The organism is Lacticaseibacillus baoqingensis, from assembly GCF_003946165.1.
GTDB lineage: Bacteria > Bacillota > Bacilli > Lactobacillales > Lactobacillaceae > Lacticaseibacillus > Lacticaseibacillus baoqingensis.
The window spans coordinates 59,932-76,387 of record NZ_RHOI01000001.1; the positions used below are offsets into that span (position 1 = coordinate 59,932).

Sequence of the window (16,456 nt, forward strand, 5' to 3'; positions counted from 1 at the left end):
TTCAAAAAGGAGCCCACACATGTATAAAGCCAAGATCTTCGTCAATTACAAGCAAAGCGTCTTAGATCCTAAAGCAGAAGTGATCAAGCATACCTTACACCGCTTGGGGCAAGATAACGTGCAAGACGTCACCGTCGGCAAATATTTCGAAGTGTTGCTTGAAGGCGCCCATGATGCCGTGGCAGCACAAGTCGATACGCTTTGTGATCAAATGTTAGCCAACGTCAACATGGAATCTTATCGGTTCACCCTTGAGGAGGTCAGCCAATGAAAGCTGCGGTGTTGACGTTTCCCGGTTCGAATTGTGATGCGGATCTGCTGTGGGCGGTGCAAGAGATCGCCGGCCAAGAAGCAGCCTTAGTATCTGCAAACACGGAAGATTTGACTGGTTTTGATCTGGTGTTGGTCCCAGGCGGGTTTTCTTATGGGGATTACTTGCGCAGCGGCGCGATCGCAAAGTTTGCCCCGGTGATGGGCGCATTAAAGACGTTTGCGGCCAATGGCGGCTATGTTTTAGGCATTTGCAATGGCTTTCAGATCCTGACTGAAGCCGGCTTGCTGCCAGGGGCGCTGCAAGTCAACACCAGCTTGGAATTCATTTGCGAACCGGAACCGCTGATCGTGGCCAACCACCAAACGGCGTTTTCCAATCAATATGCCGCCGGCCAAACCATTAGCTTGCCGATCGCGCATGGGGAAGGCAATTATTATGCCGACCCTGAGACTTTAGCCAGTATCGAAGCCCATCAGCAAGTGGTGTTCCGCTATGCCGAAAACCCCAATGGCAGCTTGAATGACATTGCCGGGCTGACCAATGAAGCCGGCAATGTGTTAGGGATGATGCCGCATCCGGAGCGCGCGGTGGAAGCCTTATTAGGCGGCACTGATGGCTTAGGGGTATTTGAATCATTGATCGCCGCGACGAAAGGAGCCGTCCATGTTGCAAACTGAACCAACGCCAGAACAGATCCGCGACCAAAAACCCTACTTGCAATTAGGGTTGACTGAAGCTGAATATGCGCTGTTTACCAAGCGTCTCGGCCGGCTTCCTAATTACACTGAAGTGGGCTTGCAGTCCGGCATGTGGAGTGAACATTGTGCGTATAAGTATTCCAAGCCGATCTTAAAGACCTTTTGGACCAAAAACGAGCGCGTCTTGATGGGACCTGGTGAAGGCGCCGGGGTGATCGCCATCGGTGAAGGCAAGGCCGTCGTGTTCAAGGCTGAAAGCCATAATCACCCCAGCGCCGTTGAGCCTTATGAAGGCGCAGCGACTGGTATCGGCGGGATCATCCGCGATATTTTCTCCATTGGGGCAAAGCCTGTGGCGAGCCTGGATTCATTGGCATTTGGCACGCGTTTTGATGCGCATAACCAAAACTTGATCGATCAAGTCGTCGCAGGCATTGGCGGTTATGGCAACGCCATTGGGATCCCAACGGTTGGCGGGGAGATCCAATTTGACGCGTCTTACCAAGATAATCCGCTGGTCAATGCGATGTGTGTGGGCGTGATGGATGAAAAAGACATCCAGCGCGGCCAAGCCGCCGGCGTTGGCAATGCAATCATCTATGTGGGCGCCAAGACTGGCCGTGACGGCATCAATGGGGCGTCGTTTGCTTCGGCGCAGTTTTCTAAAGAAGAAGATGCCGATCGCTCGGCGGTGCAAGTGGGCGATCCGTTCATGGAAAAATTGCTGACCGATGCATGCTTGGCAGTCACGCAAAAGCATCAAAAGGCTTTGGTGGGGATGCAAGACATGGGCGCTGCCGGCTTAGTGTCCAGTTCTGCGGAAATGGCCAGCAAAGCAGGGTTTGGCATGACGTTGGATCTGGATTTGATCCCGCAGCGCGAACCGGGGATGACGCCATTTGAGATCATGCTGAGTGAATCGCAAGAGCGGATGCTGTTATGTATTCGCACCGGTTTTGAACAAGAGATCTTAGACCTGTTTGCCGGGTATGATTTGGATGCAGTGGTTTGCGGCCGCGTCGAAGCCGGACACCAATACCGGCTGCTGCATCATGGCGCAGTGGTGTGCGACATTCCAGTAGGCCTATTGACCGACGCGGTGCCAACTTATACCACCACGCCTAAACAACCGGCCCGGCTGGCTCATCCGGCGCCCGATTTTACCCCAACGATCACCGACATCGACCAGACGCTGCGCGCATTGCTGGCTTTGCCGAATATTGCGTCTAAGCGGTCATTGTTCAAGCGTTATGATGCGCAAGTGCAAACCAATACCGTCATCGCCCCAGGCGGGGATGCCGGTGTGATCCGCGTGCGCGGCACCCACCGGGCGCTGGCGATGACGGCTGATTCTAATGGGCGGCTGTTGGCTTTAGATCCAGAAATCGGCGGGGCCATCACTGTTGCTGAAGCGGCGCGCAATCTCGTCGCCACTGGCGCAGAGCCATTAGGGATCACCGATTGTTTGAATTATGGCGACCCGAGCAAGCCAGAAGTCTATTATGAATTGCAAGCATCTGCCAAAGGGATCGTCGAAGCGACTAAAGTGTTCAACACGCCTGTCATTTCCGGGAATGTGTCGTTGTATAACGAAACTTCCGGCGTCGGGATTCACCCGACGCCAATGATCGGCATGGTCGGGTTGATCACTGATTTAGACGCGATCACCACCGTGGCATTTAAACAAGCGGGAGACGTCGTTTTCTTGGTCGGGGCGACCGGCGATGATTATAACGGCAGCAGCATCCAGTATTTACAAAACGGCGCTTATGCCGGCCGCTTGACCGGCTTTGATCTGACTCAGGAAAAAGCCATTCAAGACAAGATGTTAAAAGCAATCCAGGCGCATTTGGTCAATGCCTGTCATGACCTGGCAGATGGCGGTTTGGCGGCTGCTTTAGTCGAAATGGGCACCGCAAACCGCCTCGGTATCAAAGGCAGCACCGCGTTATCTGCGGCGCAGTTTTTTGCCGAGACCCAAGGCCGCTTTTTAGCCGCGGTGCCGCCAGCTCAGCAAGCGGCGTTTGCCGCGCAAATGGGCAAAGACGCCGTGGTATTAGGGACGGTGAGCGATGGGGAATTTGTCCTTGACTTGGCAGATGCCAAGCTCGACACCACGATCGCTGATCTAGCGGCGATCCAAGAGGAGGCGTTAGCATGGCAGCTGAAGTAAAGAGTCTGAATGAAGAATGCGGGGTTTTTGGGGTGTGGGGTGATCCGCATGCCGCTGTATTGACCCATTTAGGCTTGCATACCTTACAACATCGCGGCCAAGAAGGCGCCGGGATCGTCGGTTTGACGGATCATGGGCTGCATCGCCACAATGGCTTTGGCTTGGTGTCTGAAGTGTTTGCGGATCCGGAATCCTTGCGGCAATTGGCTGGCACGGCGGCTTTGGGCCATGTGCGCTATGCCACGGCAGGCGGCCGGATCTTAGAAAACATCCAGCCGTTGTTGTTCCGGTTTTCCAATGAATCGATCGCTTTGGCGCACAATGGGAATTTGACCAATGCCTTGAGCTTGCGGGCCAAATTAGAAGCCGATGGGGCGATTTTCCAGTCGACATCAGATACGGAAGTCTTGATGCATTTGATCCGGCGCAGTCATGCTGCCGGCTTTCAAGCGCAGTTATGTGAGGCTTTGAATCAAGTCCATGGCGGGTTTGCCTTTGCGCTGTTGACCGAACACGCGTTATATGCCGCCAGCGATCCTAATGGCTTCCGGCCGTTGGTGGTCGGCCAATTGCCCAGCGGCGGCTATGTGATCTGCAGTGAAACTGCCGGCTTGAATGCCGTCGGCGCTGATTTTATCCAAGATGTGCAACCGGGGCAGTTGGTAGTCGTCGATGAGTTGGGGCTGCATGTGAGTCAATACACCACTGATACGCAATTAGCGGTTTGTTCAATGGAATATGTCTATTTTGCCCGGCCGGACTCTGAGATCCATGGCGTTTCGGTCCATCAAGCACGGGTGCGCATGGGTGAGCGCTTGGCCAAGGAACAACCTGCCGCTGGGGACATCGTCGTCGGCGTCCCGAATTCGTCTTTATCGGCCGCTTTAGGGTATGCGCGTGCCAGCGGGATCCCTTATGAAATGGGCTTGATCAAATCCCAGTATGTGGCACGCACGTTTATCCAACCGACCCAAGCGCTGCGTGAGCGCAGTGTGCGCATGAAGCTGTCGCCGGTGCGGCCAGTGGTGGCCGGCAAACGGGTGATCTTAGTGGATGATTCGCTGGTGCGGGGCACCACGGCGATCCAGCTGGTTCAATTGCTCAAAGATGCAGGTGCTAAAGCAGTGCATTTGCGCATCGCCAGCCCGCCGCTGCGCTTCCCATGTTTTTATGGGATCGATATTCAAACCACCCATGAATTAATGGCCGCCAATCACAGTATCGCCGAGATGCGCGATTTGTTAGGGGCAGACAGTTTAGGCTTTTTGTCCACGCAAGGGCTTGAAGACAGTGTCGGCTTGCAAACCACTGCCCCCAATGGCGGCTTGTGTGTGGCGTATTTCACCGGGGAATACCCAACGGCACTTGATGACTATGAACAGACGCTAGAAGCTGAGTTGGCCAAATTACAGATCAATATTCCGGAGGTATCGGCATGAGTTTAGACTATAAAAGTGCCGGCGTCGACGTCGACGCCGGTAATGAAGTGGTCCGGCGCATCGCCCCAGTGGCTAAAGCCACCCAAAACGAGCGCGTCTTAGGCGACTTAGGCGGCTTTGCCGCTGCCTACCGCTTGCCTGCAGTGCCGCAGCCGGTGTTGGTTTCTGCTACCGATGGGGTGGGCACCAAGTTGTTGTTAGCTTTGCAATGTGACCAACATGATACGATCGGCATCGATCTGGTCGCCATGGTGGCCAATGACCTCGTGGCTGATGGCGCGACACCATTGTATTTTTTAGATTATTTAGCCACCGATGCGCTGGATCCAGCGCGGGTAGAAACGATCGTGCGCGGGATCGCGTATGGCTGCGCGCAAGCGGGCATGGCGTTGATCGGCGGCGAAACTGCTGAAATGCCTGGCATGTATCCGCAACATCACTATGACCTGGCAGGCTTTGCCGTGGGATTAGCCTCAGAAGACAAGCTGTTGCCCAAAGGGGTGCAAGCTGGGGATGTTTTGATCGGTTTGGCCAGTTCTGGCGTCCACTCTAACGGGTTTTCATTGGTGCGCCGCTTATTAGCGGAAACGAACCTGGGCAATACCCCGTTATCAGATGGCACGGAGATCACCACTGCGCTGCTCACGCCGACACGTATCTACGCTCAAGCGGTCTTGCCCTTGATTCAAGCCGGCTTGGTTCATGGGGCGGCGCATATCACCGGCGGCGGTTTTATCGACAATGTCCCACGGATGCTGCCTAAGCCGCTTGCGGCTGAAATCGATGCTGCCGCTTGGACTTGGCCGGAATTGTTTCAACGGCTGCAACAAGCAGGAGACTTGAGCTTAGAAACGATGCGGCGGACCTTTAACTTAGGTATCGGCATGGTCTTGGCGGTGGCGGCACAAGATGTCGATCAAGTGTTGGCGGCCACGCCGCACAGCAAAGTGATCGGCCGCGTGATCCCGCGCGAAACGGCTGCGATCAAATGGAGGTAGCACATGAAGCATATCGTTGTTTTTGCTTCTGGCAATGGCAGTAATTTTGCCGCGTTGGCGCGCTATTTTGAAGGCGGACGGCACGGGGTCGTGATCGATCTGCTGGTTTGTGATCACCCTGGTGCGTATGTGTTGACGCGCGCAGCGGAGTTTGGGATCGCGACTTTTGCGATCGATTATCATGCATATGCTGATAAACAAGCGGCGGAAACTGCGATCTTGGCGCAGCTGCCGCCTTGCGATATGATCGTCTTAGCGGGGTTCATGCGCATCATTGGCGCGACGTTATTAGCGGCGTTTCCTGAGCGCATCGTCAACTTGCATCCCGCGTTGCTGCCGAGTTTTCCTGGGCGCAGCGGGATCCAAGATGCCTATGCCTATGGGGTCAAAGTGACTGGGGTGACGGTGCATTATGTCGATGCCGGGATCGACTCTGGGCAGATCATTGCCCAAGAGCCGGTGCGGATCAACCCAGAGATGACATTGGCGGAATTGGAGACTGCGATCCATGCAGTCGAACATGACTTGTTACCTAAAACGGTAGCGGACTTATTGACAAAGGAGAAAATAGCTTGAAAAAACGGGCATTGCTAAGTGTATCGGATAAAACTGGATTGGTCGACTTTGCCAAAGGCTTAAGCGCTCGCGGTTTTGAATTGGTGTCCACTGGCGGCACCCACCGCGTGTTAGCAGATGCTGGGTTAGCCGTGACGGCAGTCGAAGCGGTCACTGGTTTTCCAGAAATGCTGGATGGACGGGTGAAGACGCTGCATCCTAAGATCCATGCCGGGATCTTGGCCAAGCGCGACGTGCCAGCGCATATGGACGCGTTAGCAGAACATGAGATCACCCCGATCTCAGTGGTGTGTGTCAATTTATACCCCTTTGCCGAAACCATCCAAAAACCCAATGTGACGCGTGCTGAAGCCATCGAACAAATCGATATTGGCGGACCCAGTGCGTTGCGCGCCGCGGCCAAAAACAGCGACAGCGTTTGGGCAGTGGTCGATCCAGCCGATTATGCGGCAGTTTTAGCAGGGATCGACGCCGATGATGCGGCATTGCGCCAAACATTAGCCGCCAAGATCTTTGCGACCACCGCCGCTTATGATGCGCAGATCGCCGCTTATTTGGATCCTGAACCATTTCCTGATCAATTTACCCCGACTTATACTAAGAAGCAGGCCTTGCGTTACGGGGAAAACTCCCATCAACAAGCCGCTTTTTATGCGGCACCAGACGCACCTGAGTCCAGTTTGGCCAATGCCAAACAGCTGCACGGCAAGGAATTGTCGTATAACAACTTGAAAGATGCCGATGCGGCGTTGACGATGGTCAATGAGTTCACCCAACCCACAGTGGTGGCAGTTAAGCATATGAACCCTTGCGGCATTGGCAGCGCCGACACCATTGAAGCGGCGTGGGATAAGGCGTATGCGGCAGATTCGACGTCGATTTTTGGTGGGATCATTGCGTTGAATCGGCCGGTTGATCTCGCCACGGCGACGAAGATGCACGCCTTGTTTTTGGAAATCGTCATGGCACCAAGTTTTGACGATGACGCGTATGCGATTTTAGCCAAAAAGAAGAATCTGCGCTTGTTGACGGTACCGTTGGCTGCCGCCACTGAAGTGCCGCATGTCGAAAGTGTTTCTTTGGTCGGCGGGCTGCTGCGGCAAACCAGCGACGACGCAGTTGAAACGGCTGCTGATTTGACTGTCGTGACCAAAGTCCAGCCGACTGCTGAGCAGATCGCGTCGTTATTATTCGCGCAGCAAGTGGTCAAACATGTTAAATCCAATGCCATTGTGATCGCTAAAAATGGTCAGACCTTAGGGATCGGGGCTGGGCAAATGAACCGGATCGGTTCAGTCGAAATCGCCTTGACCCAAGCCCAACAAAATTCAGAATTTGCCGGTGCGGTGATGGCTTCTGACGCCTTTTTCCCGATGGATGACTGTGTTGAGTATGCCGCCCAACACGGTATCCGGGCGATCATTCAACCAGGTGGGTCGATCCGCGATCAAGATTCGATCGCGATGGCCGATAAGTATGGCATTGCGATGGTCACCACTGGGGTGCGCCACTTCCGCCATTAAACCTGAAGACATGTTTGACCAAGGGAGGTTATTATGGGCAATGTTTTGATCATTGGCAATGGCGCACGTGAAAGTGCCTTAGGCCAAGCCTTTTTACGTTCGCCACAAGTCGATACCGTGTATGTGGCACCTGGCAATGCGGGGATGCCGTTATTAGGGTTGCAGGTGCTGCCGGTGGCTGAAGATGATTTTGCCAGCTTGCTGCAGTTTGCCCGGCAAAATGTGGCGTTAACGTTCATTGGCCCTGAAGCGCCGTTAGCGGCAGGGATCGTGGATACCTTTCAAAAAGCGCAACTGCCAGTATTTGGACCAACGCAAGCACTGGCCCAGCTGGAATCAAGCAAGCAATTCGCCAAAGCCTTCATGCAGCGTCATCATCTGCCCACTGCCAAAGCGCAAGTGGTTACTTCCCAAGCCCAAGCGCAAGCTGCCGTTGCTGAATTCGGCGTGCCGGTCGTGATCAAAGTCGATGGCCTGGCGGCAGGCAAAGGGGTGACTGTGGCCCAAACCCAAGCAGAAGCCACCGGTGCCATCACGCAGTTATACGCCCAGCAGCCGCACATGGCGGTGTTGATCGAAGAATGTTTAGTGGGCCAAGAAGCGTCAGTCATGGCCATGTTCAACGGGATCTCGCGGGTGGTGTTTCCATTATCCCAAGACCACAAGCGGCGTTTTGACCATGATGCCGGCCCTAACACCGGCGGTATGGGGGCATTTGCGCCAGCGCCCCAGTTTTCACCTGAGCAACAAGCCCAAGCGCAGGAATTGGTCGATCAAACCCTTGCCGGTATGGTCGTCGATGGGCTTTATGGCAACGGAGTCTTGTATATCGGCGTGATGTTTACAGCAGCTGGTCCCAAGATCCTTGAATATAACTTGCGCTTTGGCGATCCAGAGACTCAAGTGCTGCTGCCGCAAGTCCAAAATGATTTCTATCAGCTGGTTTTAGACCTGTTAGCCGGACAAGCGGTTGACTTACAGTTAGACGGCTTGACCTATTGCGGCGTGGTCGCAGCCAATCCAGGGTACCCGCAAGATACCAGTGCGAGTTTGCCGGTGATCATTCCAGATGAGACCCAGCGGCAATATTGGTATCCAGCTGGGATCGTGCAAGGCACGGATGGGTTGCGCTCACATGGGGGGCGGATCTTTACCATCGTCGGTGCCGGCGCAGACTTAAAGCAGGCGCAAGCCCAAGCTTATTTGCGGCTCAAGGCGCTTAGCGGGCGCTTGGCTTATCGTGAAGACATCGGTTGGCACGCATTATAAGCGGCAACAATGACTACCAGATATTGTAGGGTAGTCATTTTTTTTGCCCTATTTTGTGGTAGCATAGAGCTATCGCAAGAATGGAGTGAGTCTGAATGTCTGATCGATTACACCTTGACCAACAGCAGCTGCAAGCCGCTTTACCCAACGATCCAGCCCCGCAAGCATGGTTGGCCCAAGAGTTGTCCCAGCAGTATGTCGCCAGTTATAAGCCGTTTAATTTTGTGGATGGTGAAGGGGTGCGCTGCAGTTTGTATGTGTCTGGCTGCAAGTTTAATTGTCCAGGCTGTTACAACAAGGCTGCGCAGAATTTTCATTATGGCCACCCTTATACGCAAGCCTTGGAAGATCAGATCATGGCTGATCTGGCGCAGCCTTATGTGCAAGGCTTGACGCTTTTGGGAGGGGAACCGTTTTTGAATACCCAAGTCTGCTTGCGCTTGGCCAAGCGCATCCGCGCAGAATTTGGGCATGACAAAGACATTTGGAGCTGGAGCGGCTACACCTGGGCAGAGTTGCAGCAAGAGTCGGCAGACAAACTTGAATTGCTGCACCTGTTGGACATTTTAGTCGATGGACGTTTTTTAGCCGCCCAAAAAGACCTGACGCTGCAATTTCGCGGCAGTGCCAACCAGCGGATCATTGATGTGCAGGCCAGCTTGGCTGCCGGTCAGGTGAAGATCTGGCCAAAGTTGACGCATTGATGCGGCAAAAAAAGGGACCATGGCAAAGGTCATGATCCCTTTTTTTTTGGCCTGTCAGGCGGCTGCAGGCGCTTATTTAGCCAATGGTTGCGGTGTTAAGGTGGCGCCGCTGTCGCCATAATAGTCCAAATGGGTAAAATGGACGGTCACCGCAGTGCCTGCGCCGACGGTGGATGTTAAGGTCAAGTGGTGGCCGAGGCGTTGGGCCAATTGCGCGGCGAGATACAACCCCAAGCCCGTCGACTTTTGATTGGCATTGCGGCCATTGGTGCCGGTGAATCCCTTTTCAAACACGCGATGTTGTTCATCGGCCGGGATCCCAATGCCAGAATCTTGGATCGTCAGTGTTGCTTCATGCTCGCCATGGGCTAATAACGCCTTGATCGCACCGCCTGCAGGGGTATATTTGATCGCGTTGGCCACTAATTGCCGCAAGATAAAGCGCAGCCACTTGTCATCGGTGGTGACGGTGATCGCCGGGCCGACCACTTGAAAACTCAGCTGCTTGGCAATGAAACTGTTGCGCTGGTCGACGGCCACTGCATTCACGACTTGTTTGAGGTCATGATCGCGCAAGAGGTAATCGCGGCTAAAACTGTCGAGGCGTGAATAATATAAGACTTGTTCGACGTCGTGGTCGATCTTGTCCAGTTGCAAGCTCAGTTGCGTTAATTTTGTCTCATCGACTTGCCCATCTAAACTATCGACGATCAAGCTGATCGCCGCTAACGGGACTTTAGCTTCATGGACCCAGCTGTCCAAATAAGCGCGATAGTCTTGTTGCGTCGTCAACACTTGCGTCATCGCTTGGCGATGGGCTTGCAGCAGCTGGTTGACCGCTTGGGTGATCACAGCCTGTTCATGGTTTTGCGCTGGTGCCAGCGGCCAGTCAAGTGCATCGGCGCCGGCATTGATGCGTGCTTGCCAATCGGATAGCCAGCGTTTGCGCCGGCGATAAGCTAATGCCATGATGGCCATGGCAAACAAAGTGATCAAACTGGCCATATACAACAGCGTGTCGGCATGCACCCGGTGGCTTGGGTCCAGCCAAAGGCCGCCACAAAACAAGCACAAGCCGAATAAGTAGGCTGTGATCTGCAAGCGATGATCAAGTAAATACGCTTTAAGAGTCATCCAAACACCTCCGTCAAGGGATGATATAACCAAGGCCAACGCGAGTTTGAATATAATCCGGCAACCCCGCTTCGGTGATTTTTTTGCGCAGCCGGTTGATGTTGACGGTTAACGTATTGTCATCAACGAACCGTTCATCTTGCCACAGCGCTTTGAGCAGGTGGGTGCGGCTGACTACTTGGCCATGGGCACGGACTAAGATCTGCAGCAGTTTGTATTCGTTTTTCGATAAGTTGATCGCTTCATCGCCAACTTGTGCCATGCCGGTTTGCAGATCAAGGCTGAGACCGCCATGCTGCAATAATTGCGCATTTTGATCGGCATAATTATAGGTGCGGCGTAATAAGGCGTTGATTTTGGCCAGCAAGACTTCAGTGGCAAAAGGCTTGTTGACAAAATCATCCGCGCCGAGGTTCATTGCCATCACCATGTCCATGTTGGTATTGCGGCTGGAAATGAAGATCACTGGGACATGGCTGACAGTGCGGATCTGTTGGACCCAATGATACCCATCGTACACTGGCAAGTTGATATCTAACAGCACCAGGTGCGGTTGCGCCGTTTGAAACTGGGCAAAAACGTCGGCGAAATCTGTGACCACCAGCGGCTCAAGCTGCCACTTGCTTAACGCATCGGCAATCAGCGTGGCAATCGTGTGGTCGTCTTCAACGATCATGATCTTGAACATGTGCAAGCCTCCATTCCTTTGTATGGTAGCCAATTTTGGGTTTTGGCACAAGTACACGCGCCGAAACGCAAGAGATTTGTTATCATGACAGTAGCGGAGGTGTGATATGCGGATCGTGAATGTAGATCATTTGTCAAAAACTTACGGCCACCGGTTCAATCGGGTGGTGGCTTTAAATGATTTGAGTTTTGGCATCGATGCTGGGGAATTTGTTGGGGTCATGGGGCCTAGCGGGGCAGGGAAATCGACGTTGTTAAACTTATTGGCGACGTTTGATCAGCCGACCACAGGCGGGATTTGGATCGATCGCGTTGATTTGACCACGATGTCTGCTGCAGACAGTGCCCGGTTTCGGCGCGAAGACTTAGGGTTTATTTTTCAAGGCTTTGATTTGCTCAATGACTTGACGGTCAGCGCCAACATCACCATGCCTTTGACCTTTGTCCCGCCGGTACCAACTGATCTGGATGCGCGGTTGCAAACCGTCAGTGAGCTGCTGGGGCTGACGCAATTGTTGACGCGCTTTCCCTTGCAGCTTTCACAAGGTCAAAGGCAGCGGGTCGCAGCCGCGCGGGCGATCATCACCAAACCGAAGTTATTGTTAGCTGACGAACCGACAGGCAGCTTGGATTCTTTAGCCGCCACCGAATTGTTGCAATATCTGGCTAAAATCAATTTAGAAACCGATGTGACGATCATGATGGTGACTCATGATGCCTTTACAGCCAGTTTTTGCAATCGGATCATTTTCATCCGCGATGGGGCGTATTTTGCTGAAGTGACGCGCCAAGGCAGCCGCCAAGAATTTTTCAATCACATCATCGACATGGAAGCGACGATCAACGGAGGGAGGCGCCGCCGTGGGGGCATGGATCAAGCGTAGCTGGGCACAACACGCCAGCGTGTCGCGATTGATGGCAGTGGTTTTAGGCAGCTTACTGGCGGTAATGTACGCCGTCGCCGCTTTGATCGATGACCGGCCTTTGCTGCGGCAAGTCAGCCAAGGCGTGGGCAACACGACGGTTTTTCCGGCGGCCTTAGTGGTGTTGTTAGTGGTCATGATGTTGTTTAGCTTAACGTTTTTGTTGTATTTGAATCGGCTGCTGTTAACGCGCCGTGATGGGGAGTTGGGTTTATATCGCCGCTTAGGGATGCCAGCGTCGCGACTAGGGCGCGACTTGGGTGGTGAATTAGGCGTGATCTTTGCTGCCGGATTAGGGGCGGGGCTGCTCGGCGGGATCTTAGTGTCAAAACTTTTGGCAATGGTGTTGTTGCGCTTAGTGGATGTGGCCCAGCCGGTGGGCTTATTAGTGAGTCCGCCAGCGATCGGTGAATTGAGCGGGTATACCGTGGTGGTTTGGCTGTTGTTGGCAGCATTGAATGCTTGGTACGTCAAAGGCCATGAACTGTTGCTATATTCGACGCCAGATGCAGCCAAAACGCCGACTGCCCCTTTATCCGGGCTGGATCTGCTCGGGGGCTTGCTTGGCGCGGTGTTGCTCATCAGTGTGGTGTGGTTTGCCCAAGCCCCTACTTATTGGACCAGTCGTGCGGCGCAGCTTTTTGGCAATGTTTGGGGCCTGCTTGGCAGCTTGGTTTTTGGCCTGCTGGCCGCTATTGGCGGCGTGTATTTATTGTTTGCTTGTACCTTGCCGGTAGGGTTGGCCAAGCTGGCCAAGTTGCGGTGGGCACGGCCGGCTAGCCGGTATTTACCCTTGATGATCATCGTGCGCCGATTGCGGGCCAATCGGCATTCGTTATGGCTGACCACCGCATTGACGACGGTCACCTTGACGGTGATCGGCGGGGCGGCGGTGTTGTATCAATTTGGCCAAACCGTCGTGGCCCAAAACATCGCCCAACCGATCGTCGCGACGGCCAGCGGTCAGCGCTTGGTGGCGCAAACCTTGGCCAAAACCCCGGGGGTGACCACCACGCCATTGGCCACAAAACTGGTGGCCGGAAAAGTACGTTTGCGGCTGCGATCTGCCCATGATCGCTTGGAAAAAAACCTTTATCAAGTCATCGCCCAAAGTGATTATCAACGCATTCGCCGCCAACAATCACAGTTGCCTGCGATTGCCGTCCGCCAAGACCAAGCCGTATTGCTCACTACGGCAGAGCATTTGTATCAAGTGGGCGGGCTTGGCGGCTTTGATAATACTGGTCGCAGTTTGCGTTTGCCGCAAATCGGCAAGCGCTTAGTGATCAAAGCGATCACGGCTGATTTTCCGCTTGGCAGCAGCGGGTATTTTGATCGCGGCTTAGTGGTCAGCGACCAGCAATACGCCCAAATCACCGCGCCAGTCGTGATGATTTACGGCACACATGTCCGCGGCAAGCTTGCGCCTGCGCTGGAAAAGCCGCTGGCCAACAGTACTGCCATGGATTTTGTGGCGTTAGATCAAGCAACATTGGCCGGCAGCAAAGTGCCAACCGTCGTTGCCAAAGCGCCTGGTCAAGATTACCTCGGGCGGGATGCGATCAGCTTGCGGCGGCCGGCATTACACCAGATGAATGGGGTGTTTGGGTTTGTGTTATTCGTGATCTTGATGTTAGGGGCCGTCTTCATGGTGGCCACCGCCAGCATTTTGTTACTCAAACAATTGGCGGAAGCGCGTAATGAACGCGCGGCGCAAGTGACCTTGAGGCGGCTGGGCATGCCCCAACCGGTGTTGACCCGCGTGATCTACACGCAGATCATGGTGATTTTTGCTTTGCCGCTAGGCGTTGGGGCCGGTGGGGCGGCCTTGTTGATCAAAGGGTTGAAGGACGCTTTAGGCGGGCACCCCAGTCAAGTGGCAGGCGCCGTTTTTGGTGTTTACACGCTGGTGTATTTGGTGTTTGCTTGGGTGACGGCTGCCAGGATCGACCGCCAAGCTCGCCGGTGATCCTGGTCGCGAAAAAAAGCCTTGGCGCGATCACAAAGACCGATCCAAGGCTAAGACTTTTTGGACGCAATATTTTTTTAAGACTCGCCAACGAGCTGTGATTGATCGTCAGGTTCATCTTCGGCATCTGGCGAAACAATTTGATAGTAGGCTTCGTGGTACCCCAGACCCTTGGCTGCACGCTGAGTAAAATCTAAGATCGGTGCCATCAGCGGCGTTTTCTTGGAGGCAAAGAGATCTAACGTCTTCTCCCATTGTGATAATAAGACGTATTCTGGGGCTTTGGCATCGGTTTTGAACAAGTACAACGCCTGGTTGCCCCGAAGCCGTTCACGATGTTCAAACAGCTTTTTGGCTTTGGCAACGAACACTGGGGCTTCTTGTTCATTCAAGCGGAAATAACTCAACTGCAAGAAGCCTTGGTCAACCAACTGTCCGGCTTGTGCCAGGGGCTTAAACTTCATTGGCGCGACAAACGGCACCGCTGCCGTGTAGTCCAGTAACGCGTAATTGCTGCCTTCGTTCAAAGGCTTTAACAGCAACAATGGTGCATCGGTCTTTGTGAAGAATTGCTTCAGAAAATAGCGTGAACCCAAAATCATTTGCATGTTGTTGGACATGACTACCACCTCCAGGACTATTATACCGCGTTTTCGCGGCTGAAAGGATGAGATTGTGATGAAATTAACGATATTAGGATATTATGGCGGCTATCCGGACCATGGCGTCGGCACTAGCGGGTATTTGGTGCAAAGCGGCGGCTATAATTTATTGATGGATGCCGGCAGCGGCACCTTGTTGGCATTAGAAAAAGTACTGGATCCTTTGCAGTTGGACAGCGTGTTATTAACGCATTATCATCATGATCACATTGCGGATTTTGGGGTGCTGCAATATTATTACCAATTGCATTCTGGCGCCAAAAAGCACACCCCGTTACCGGTATATGGCCATACCAAAGACCCGTTGCATTTTGCGGCCTTGACTTTTGGCAGCTATACTCAAGCGCTAGGCTACACAGGCGACACCACGCTGCAATTAGGCCCGCTGACATTGACGTTTCTGGAAACGCAGCATCCGGTGCCGGCATTTGCCGTGCGGATCGCTGACCAAGCCACTGGCCATGTGCTGGTCAATACGAGCGATACGCGGTATTTTGAGGGGTTGAAGACATTCGCGCAAGGGGCAGATGTCTTGTTGGCCGATACAAATTTTTTGGCAGATCATCCCGCGCCGCTTTGGCACTTGACGGCTCGCCAAGCGGGGACGCTGGCCCAGGAGGCGGCGGTCAAACGGTTGGTGTTGACGCATTTGCCGCAAGAAGTGCCGCTTGACCAGTTAAAGGCGCAAGCCCAAACTGCGGCTTTAGCGATCCCAGTGAGCCTGGCCTCAGAAAATAAAATTATAGAAGTATAATTTAATATTATCGAATATTTTTATATAATCATTACATTAGAATTGGATAAGTTAGTCCCTTTACTGCAGACAAAATTCGGTTAAAACGGCGCCATAGAGACTTTGTGCTTTTTACACAAACTTTGAGCAATACGTTTTTGATACATTATCTTTACAAAACAAAATAAAAATTATTCTATTTTGATTGTTTTTTGACCCACTATTCAATTATAATTAAGAGGTCAAATCAAGAACGTTGTACACATAGCAAAGGAGTGAGTCTCATGGTCGTGACCTTATATACTGCTGGTAGCTGCACGTCAAGCCGGAAAGCACGCAACTGGTTGTTGACGAATCACATTCCGTTTGATGAACGGAATTTAGATAATGATAAGTTGTCGCGCGCGGAGGTCAAACGGTTATTACGAATGACAGAAACGGGTACGCAAGAATTGTTGTCAGTGCGTTCCAAGGCGTTTCTTGGCTTAGGGATCAAGTTGGATGACTTGACCACCGAGGCGTTGATCTCCTTGATCATTGCAGAACCGCGTCTCTTACGCCGACCGATCTTGATCGACGATAAACGAATGCAAGTGGGTTATCATGAAGACGAGATCCGCCGCTTTTTACCTCGCGGGGTGCGCGCTTTGGCGTTGCAACAAGCGCAATTGCTGGCAGGTTTTTAGTTTCATAC

Annotated in this window: 16 protein-coding genes; 13 read left to right on the forward strand and 3 right to left on the reverse strand. The window is 53.2% G+C overall.

Annotation, left to right across the window (positions count from 1 at the left end; translation table 11 throughout):
* Positions 1-19 precede the first annotated feature (19 nt).
* From purS to nrdG, 9 genes are all read left to right on the forward strand, one after another.
* Positions 20-271, forward strand: a complete 252-nt coding sequence (gene purS, locus EKM91_RS00290) for a phosphoribosylformylglycinamidine synthase subunit PurS (protein WP_125747921.1) — start codon at positions 20-22, stop codon at positions 269-271.
* Positions 268-951, forward strand: a complete 684-nt coding sequence (gene purQ, locus EKM91_RS00295; RefSeq protein WP_125747924.1) for a phosphoribosylformylglycinamidine synthase subunit PurQ — start codon at positions 268-270, stop codon at positions 949-951. Before purS ends, purQ begins: the two co-directional genes overlap by 4 nt.
* Complete coding sequence (gene purL, locus EKM91_RS00300; protein ID WP_125747928.1) at positions 938-3,145, forward strand: phosphoribosylformylglycinamidine synthase subunit PurL; 2,208 nt, start codon at positions 938-940, stop codon at positions 3,143-3,145. Before purQ ends, purL begins: the two co-directional genes overlap by 14 nt.
* Complete coding sequence (gene purF, locus EKM91_RS00305) at positions 3,130-4,584, forward strand: amidophosphoribosyltransferase (protein WP_125747931.1); 1,455 nt, start codon at positions 3,130-3,132, stop codon at positions 4,582-4,584. Before purL ends, purF begins: the two co-directional genes overlap by 16 nt.
* A complete protein-coding gene (gene purM / locus EKM91_RS00310; protein ID WP_125747934.1) occupies positions 4,581-5,582 on the forward strand; it encodes a phosphoribosylformylglycinamidine cyclo-ligase in 1,002 nt (333 codons plus the stop codon). The genes purF and purM overlap by 4 nt, the downstream gene beginning before the upstream one ends.
* 3 nt (positions 5,583-5,585) lie before the next feature.
* Entirely contained in the window at positions 5,586-6,158 is a 573-nt protein-coding gene (gene purN, locus EKM91_RS00315) for a phosphoribosylglycinamide formyltransferase (RefSeq protein WP_125747937.1), read from the forward strand.
* Positions 6,155-7,681 (forward strand): bifunctional phosphoribosylaminoimidazolecarboxamide formyltransferase/IMP cyclohydrolase, encoded by a 1,527-nt coding sequence (purH, locus tag EKM91_RS00320; RefSeq protein ID WP_125747940.1) that lies wholly within the window; start codon positions 6,155-6,157, stop codon positions 7,679-7,681. Before purN ends, purH begins: the two co-directional genes overlap by 4 nt.
* 33 nt (positions 7,682-7,714) lie before the next feature.
* Entirely contained in the window at positions 7,715-8,950 is a 1,236-nt protein-coding gene (gene purD, locus EKM91_RS00325; RefSeq protein ID WP_125747943.1) for a phosphoribosylamine--glycine ligase, read from the forward strand.
* Between the two features lie 95 nt (positions 8,951-9,045).
* On the forward strand, positions 9,046-9,654 hold the full coding sequence (gene nrdG / locus EKM91_RS00330) for an anaerobic ribonucleoside-triphosphate reductase activating protein (protein WP_125747946.1): 609 nt from the start codon (positions 9,046-9,048) through the stop codon (positions 9,652-9,654).
* A gap of 72 nt (positions 9,655-9,726) precedes the next feature.
* On the opposite strand, the gene EKM91_RS00335 is transcribed toward nrdG, so the two are convergent.
* Both EKM91_RS00335 and EKM91_RS00340 read right to left on the reverse strand, forming a co-directional pair.
* Positions 9,727-10,788, reverse strand: a complete 1,062-nt coding sequence (locus tag EKM91_RS00335) for a sensor histidine kinase (protein ID WP_125747949.1) — start codon at positions 10,786-10,788, stop codon at positions 9,727-9,729.
* A gap of 13 nt (positions 10,789-10,801) precedes the next feature.
* A complete protein-coding gene (locus EKM91_RS00340; protein WP_125747952.1) occupies positions 10,802-11,476 on the reverse strand; it encodes a response regulator transcription factor in 675 nt (224 codons plus the stop codon).
* A gap of 106 nt (positions 11,477-11,582) precedes the next feature.
* Here EKM91_RS00340 and EKM91_RS00345 point away from each other — a divergent pair, with 106 nt between their 5' ends.
* On the forward strand, positions 11,583-12,359 hold the full coding sequence (locus EKM91_RS00345) for an ABC transporter ATP-binding protein (RefSeq protein ID WP_125747955.1): 777 nt from the start codon (positions 11,583-11,585) through the stop codon (positions 12,357-12,359).
* Entirely contained in the window at positions 12,337-14,367 is a 2,031-nt protein-coding gene (locus EKM91_RS00350; RefSeq protein ID WP_125747958.1) for an FtsX-like permease family protein, read from the forward strand. The genes EKM91_RS00345 and EKM91_RS00350 overlap by 23 nt, the downstream gene beginning before the upstream one ends.
* A gap of 77 nt (positions 14,368-14,444) precedes the next feature.
* On the opposite strand, the gene EKM91_RS00355 is transcribed toward EKM91_RS00350, so the two are convergent.
* Positions 14,445-14,987 (reverse strand): hypothetical protein, encoded by a 543-nt coding sequence (locus EKM91_RS00355; protein ID WP_125747961.1) that lies wholly within the window; start codon positions 14,985-14,987, stop codon positions 14,445-14,447.
* Positions 14,988-15,045: 58 nt separating this feature from the next.
* Here EKM91_RS00355 and EKM91_RS00360 point away from each other — a divergent pair, with 58 nt between their 5' ends.
* Together EKM91_RS00360 and spx are read left to right on the forward strand one after the other, a co-directional pair.
* A complete protein-coding gene (locus EKM91_RS00360) occupies positions 15,046-15,783 on the forward strand; it encodes an MBL fold metallo-hydrolase (protein WP_125747964.1) in 738 nt (245 codons plus the stop codon).
* Positions 15,784-16,046: 263 nt separating this feature from the next.
* On the forward strand, positions 16,047-16,448 hold the full coding sequence (spx, locus tag EKM91_RS00365) for a transcriptional regulator Spx (protein ID WP_125747967.1): 402 nt from the start codon (positions 16,047-16,049) through the stop codon (positions 16,446-16,448).
* The last annotated feature ends 8 nt before the right edge of the window (positions 16,449-16,456 follow it).

Coding starts and splice junctions, on each gene's coding strand:
- purQ (WP_125747924.1), top strand. CDS start 268: ATGAAAGCTGCGGTGTTGACGTTTCCCGGTTCGAATTGTGATGCGGAT.
- nrdG (WP_125747946.1), top strand. CDS start 9,046: ATGTCTGATCGATTACACCTTGACCAACAGCAGCTGCAAGCCGCTTTA.
- purS (WP_125747921.1), top strand. CDS start 20: ATGTATAAAGCCAAGATCTTCGTCAATTACAAGCAAAGCGTCTTAGAT.
- purD (WP_125747943.1), top strand. CDS start 7,715: ATGGGCAATGTTTTGATCATTGGCAATGGCGCACGTGAAAGTGCCTTA.
- EKM91_RS00340 (WP_125747952.1), bottom strand. CDS start 11,476: ATGTTCAAGATCATGATCGTTGAAGACGACCACACGATTGCCACGCTG.
- purM (WP_125747934.1), top strand. CDS start 4,581: ATGAGTTTAGACTATAAAAGTGCCGGCGTCGACGTCGACGCCGGTAAT.
- purL (WP_125747928.1), top strand. CDS start 938: ATGTTGCAAACTGAACCAACGCCAGAACAGATCCGCGACCAAAAACCC.
- EKM91_RS00360 (WP_125747964.1), top strand. CDS start 15,046: ATGAAATTAACGATATTAGGATATTATGGCGGCTATCCGGACCATGGC.
- purF (WP_125747931.1), top strand. CDS start 3,130: ATGGCAGCTGAAGTAAAGAGTCTGAATGAAGAATGCGGGGTTTTTGGG.
- purN (WP_125747937.1), top strand. CDS start 5,586: ATGAAGCATATCGTTGTTTTTGCTTCTGGCAATGGCAGTAATTTTGCC.
- EKM91_RS00345 (WP_125747955.1), top strand. CDS start 11,583: ATGCGGATCGTGAATGTAGATCATTTGTCAAAAACTTACGGCCACCGG.
- spx (WP_125747967.1), top strand. CDS start 16,047: ATGGTCGTGACCTTATATACTGCTGGTAGCTGCACGTCAAGCCGGAAA.
- EKM91_RS00355 (WP_125747961.1), bottom strand. CDS start 14,987: ATGTCCAACAACATGCAAATGATTTTGGGTTCACGCTATTTTCTGAAG.
- EKM91_RS00335 (WP_125747949.1), bottom strand. CDS start 10,788: ATGACTCTTAAAGCGTATTTACTTGATCATCGCTTGCAGATCACAGCC.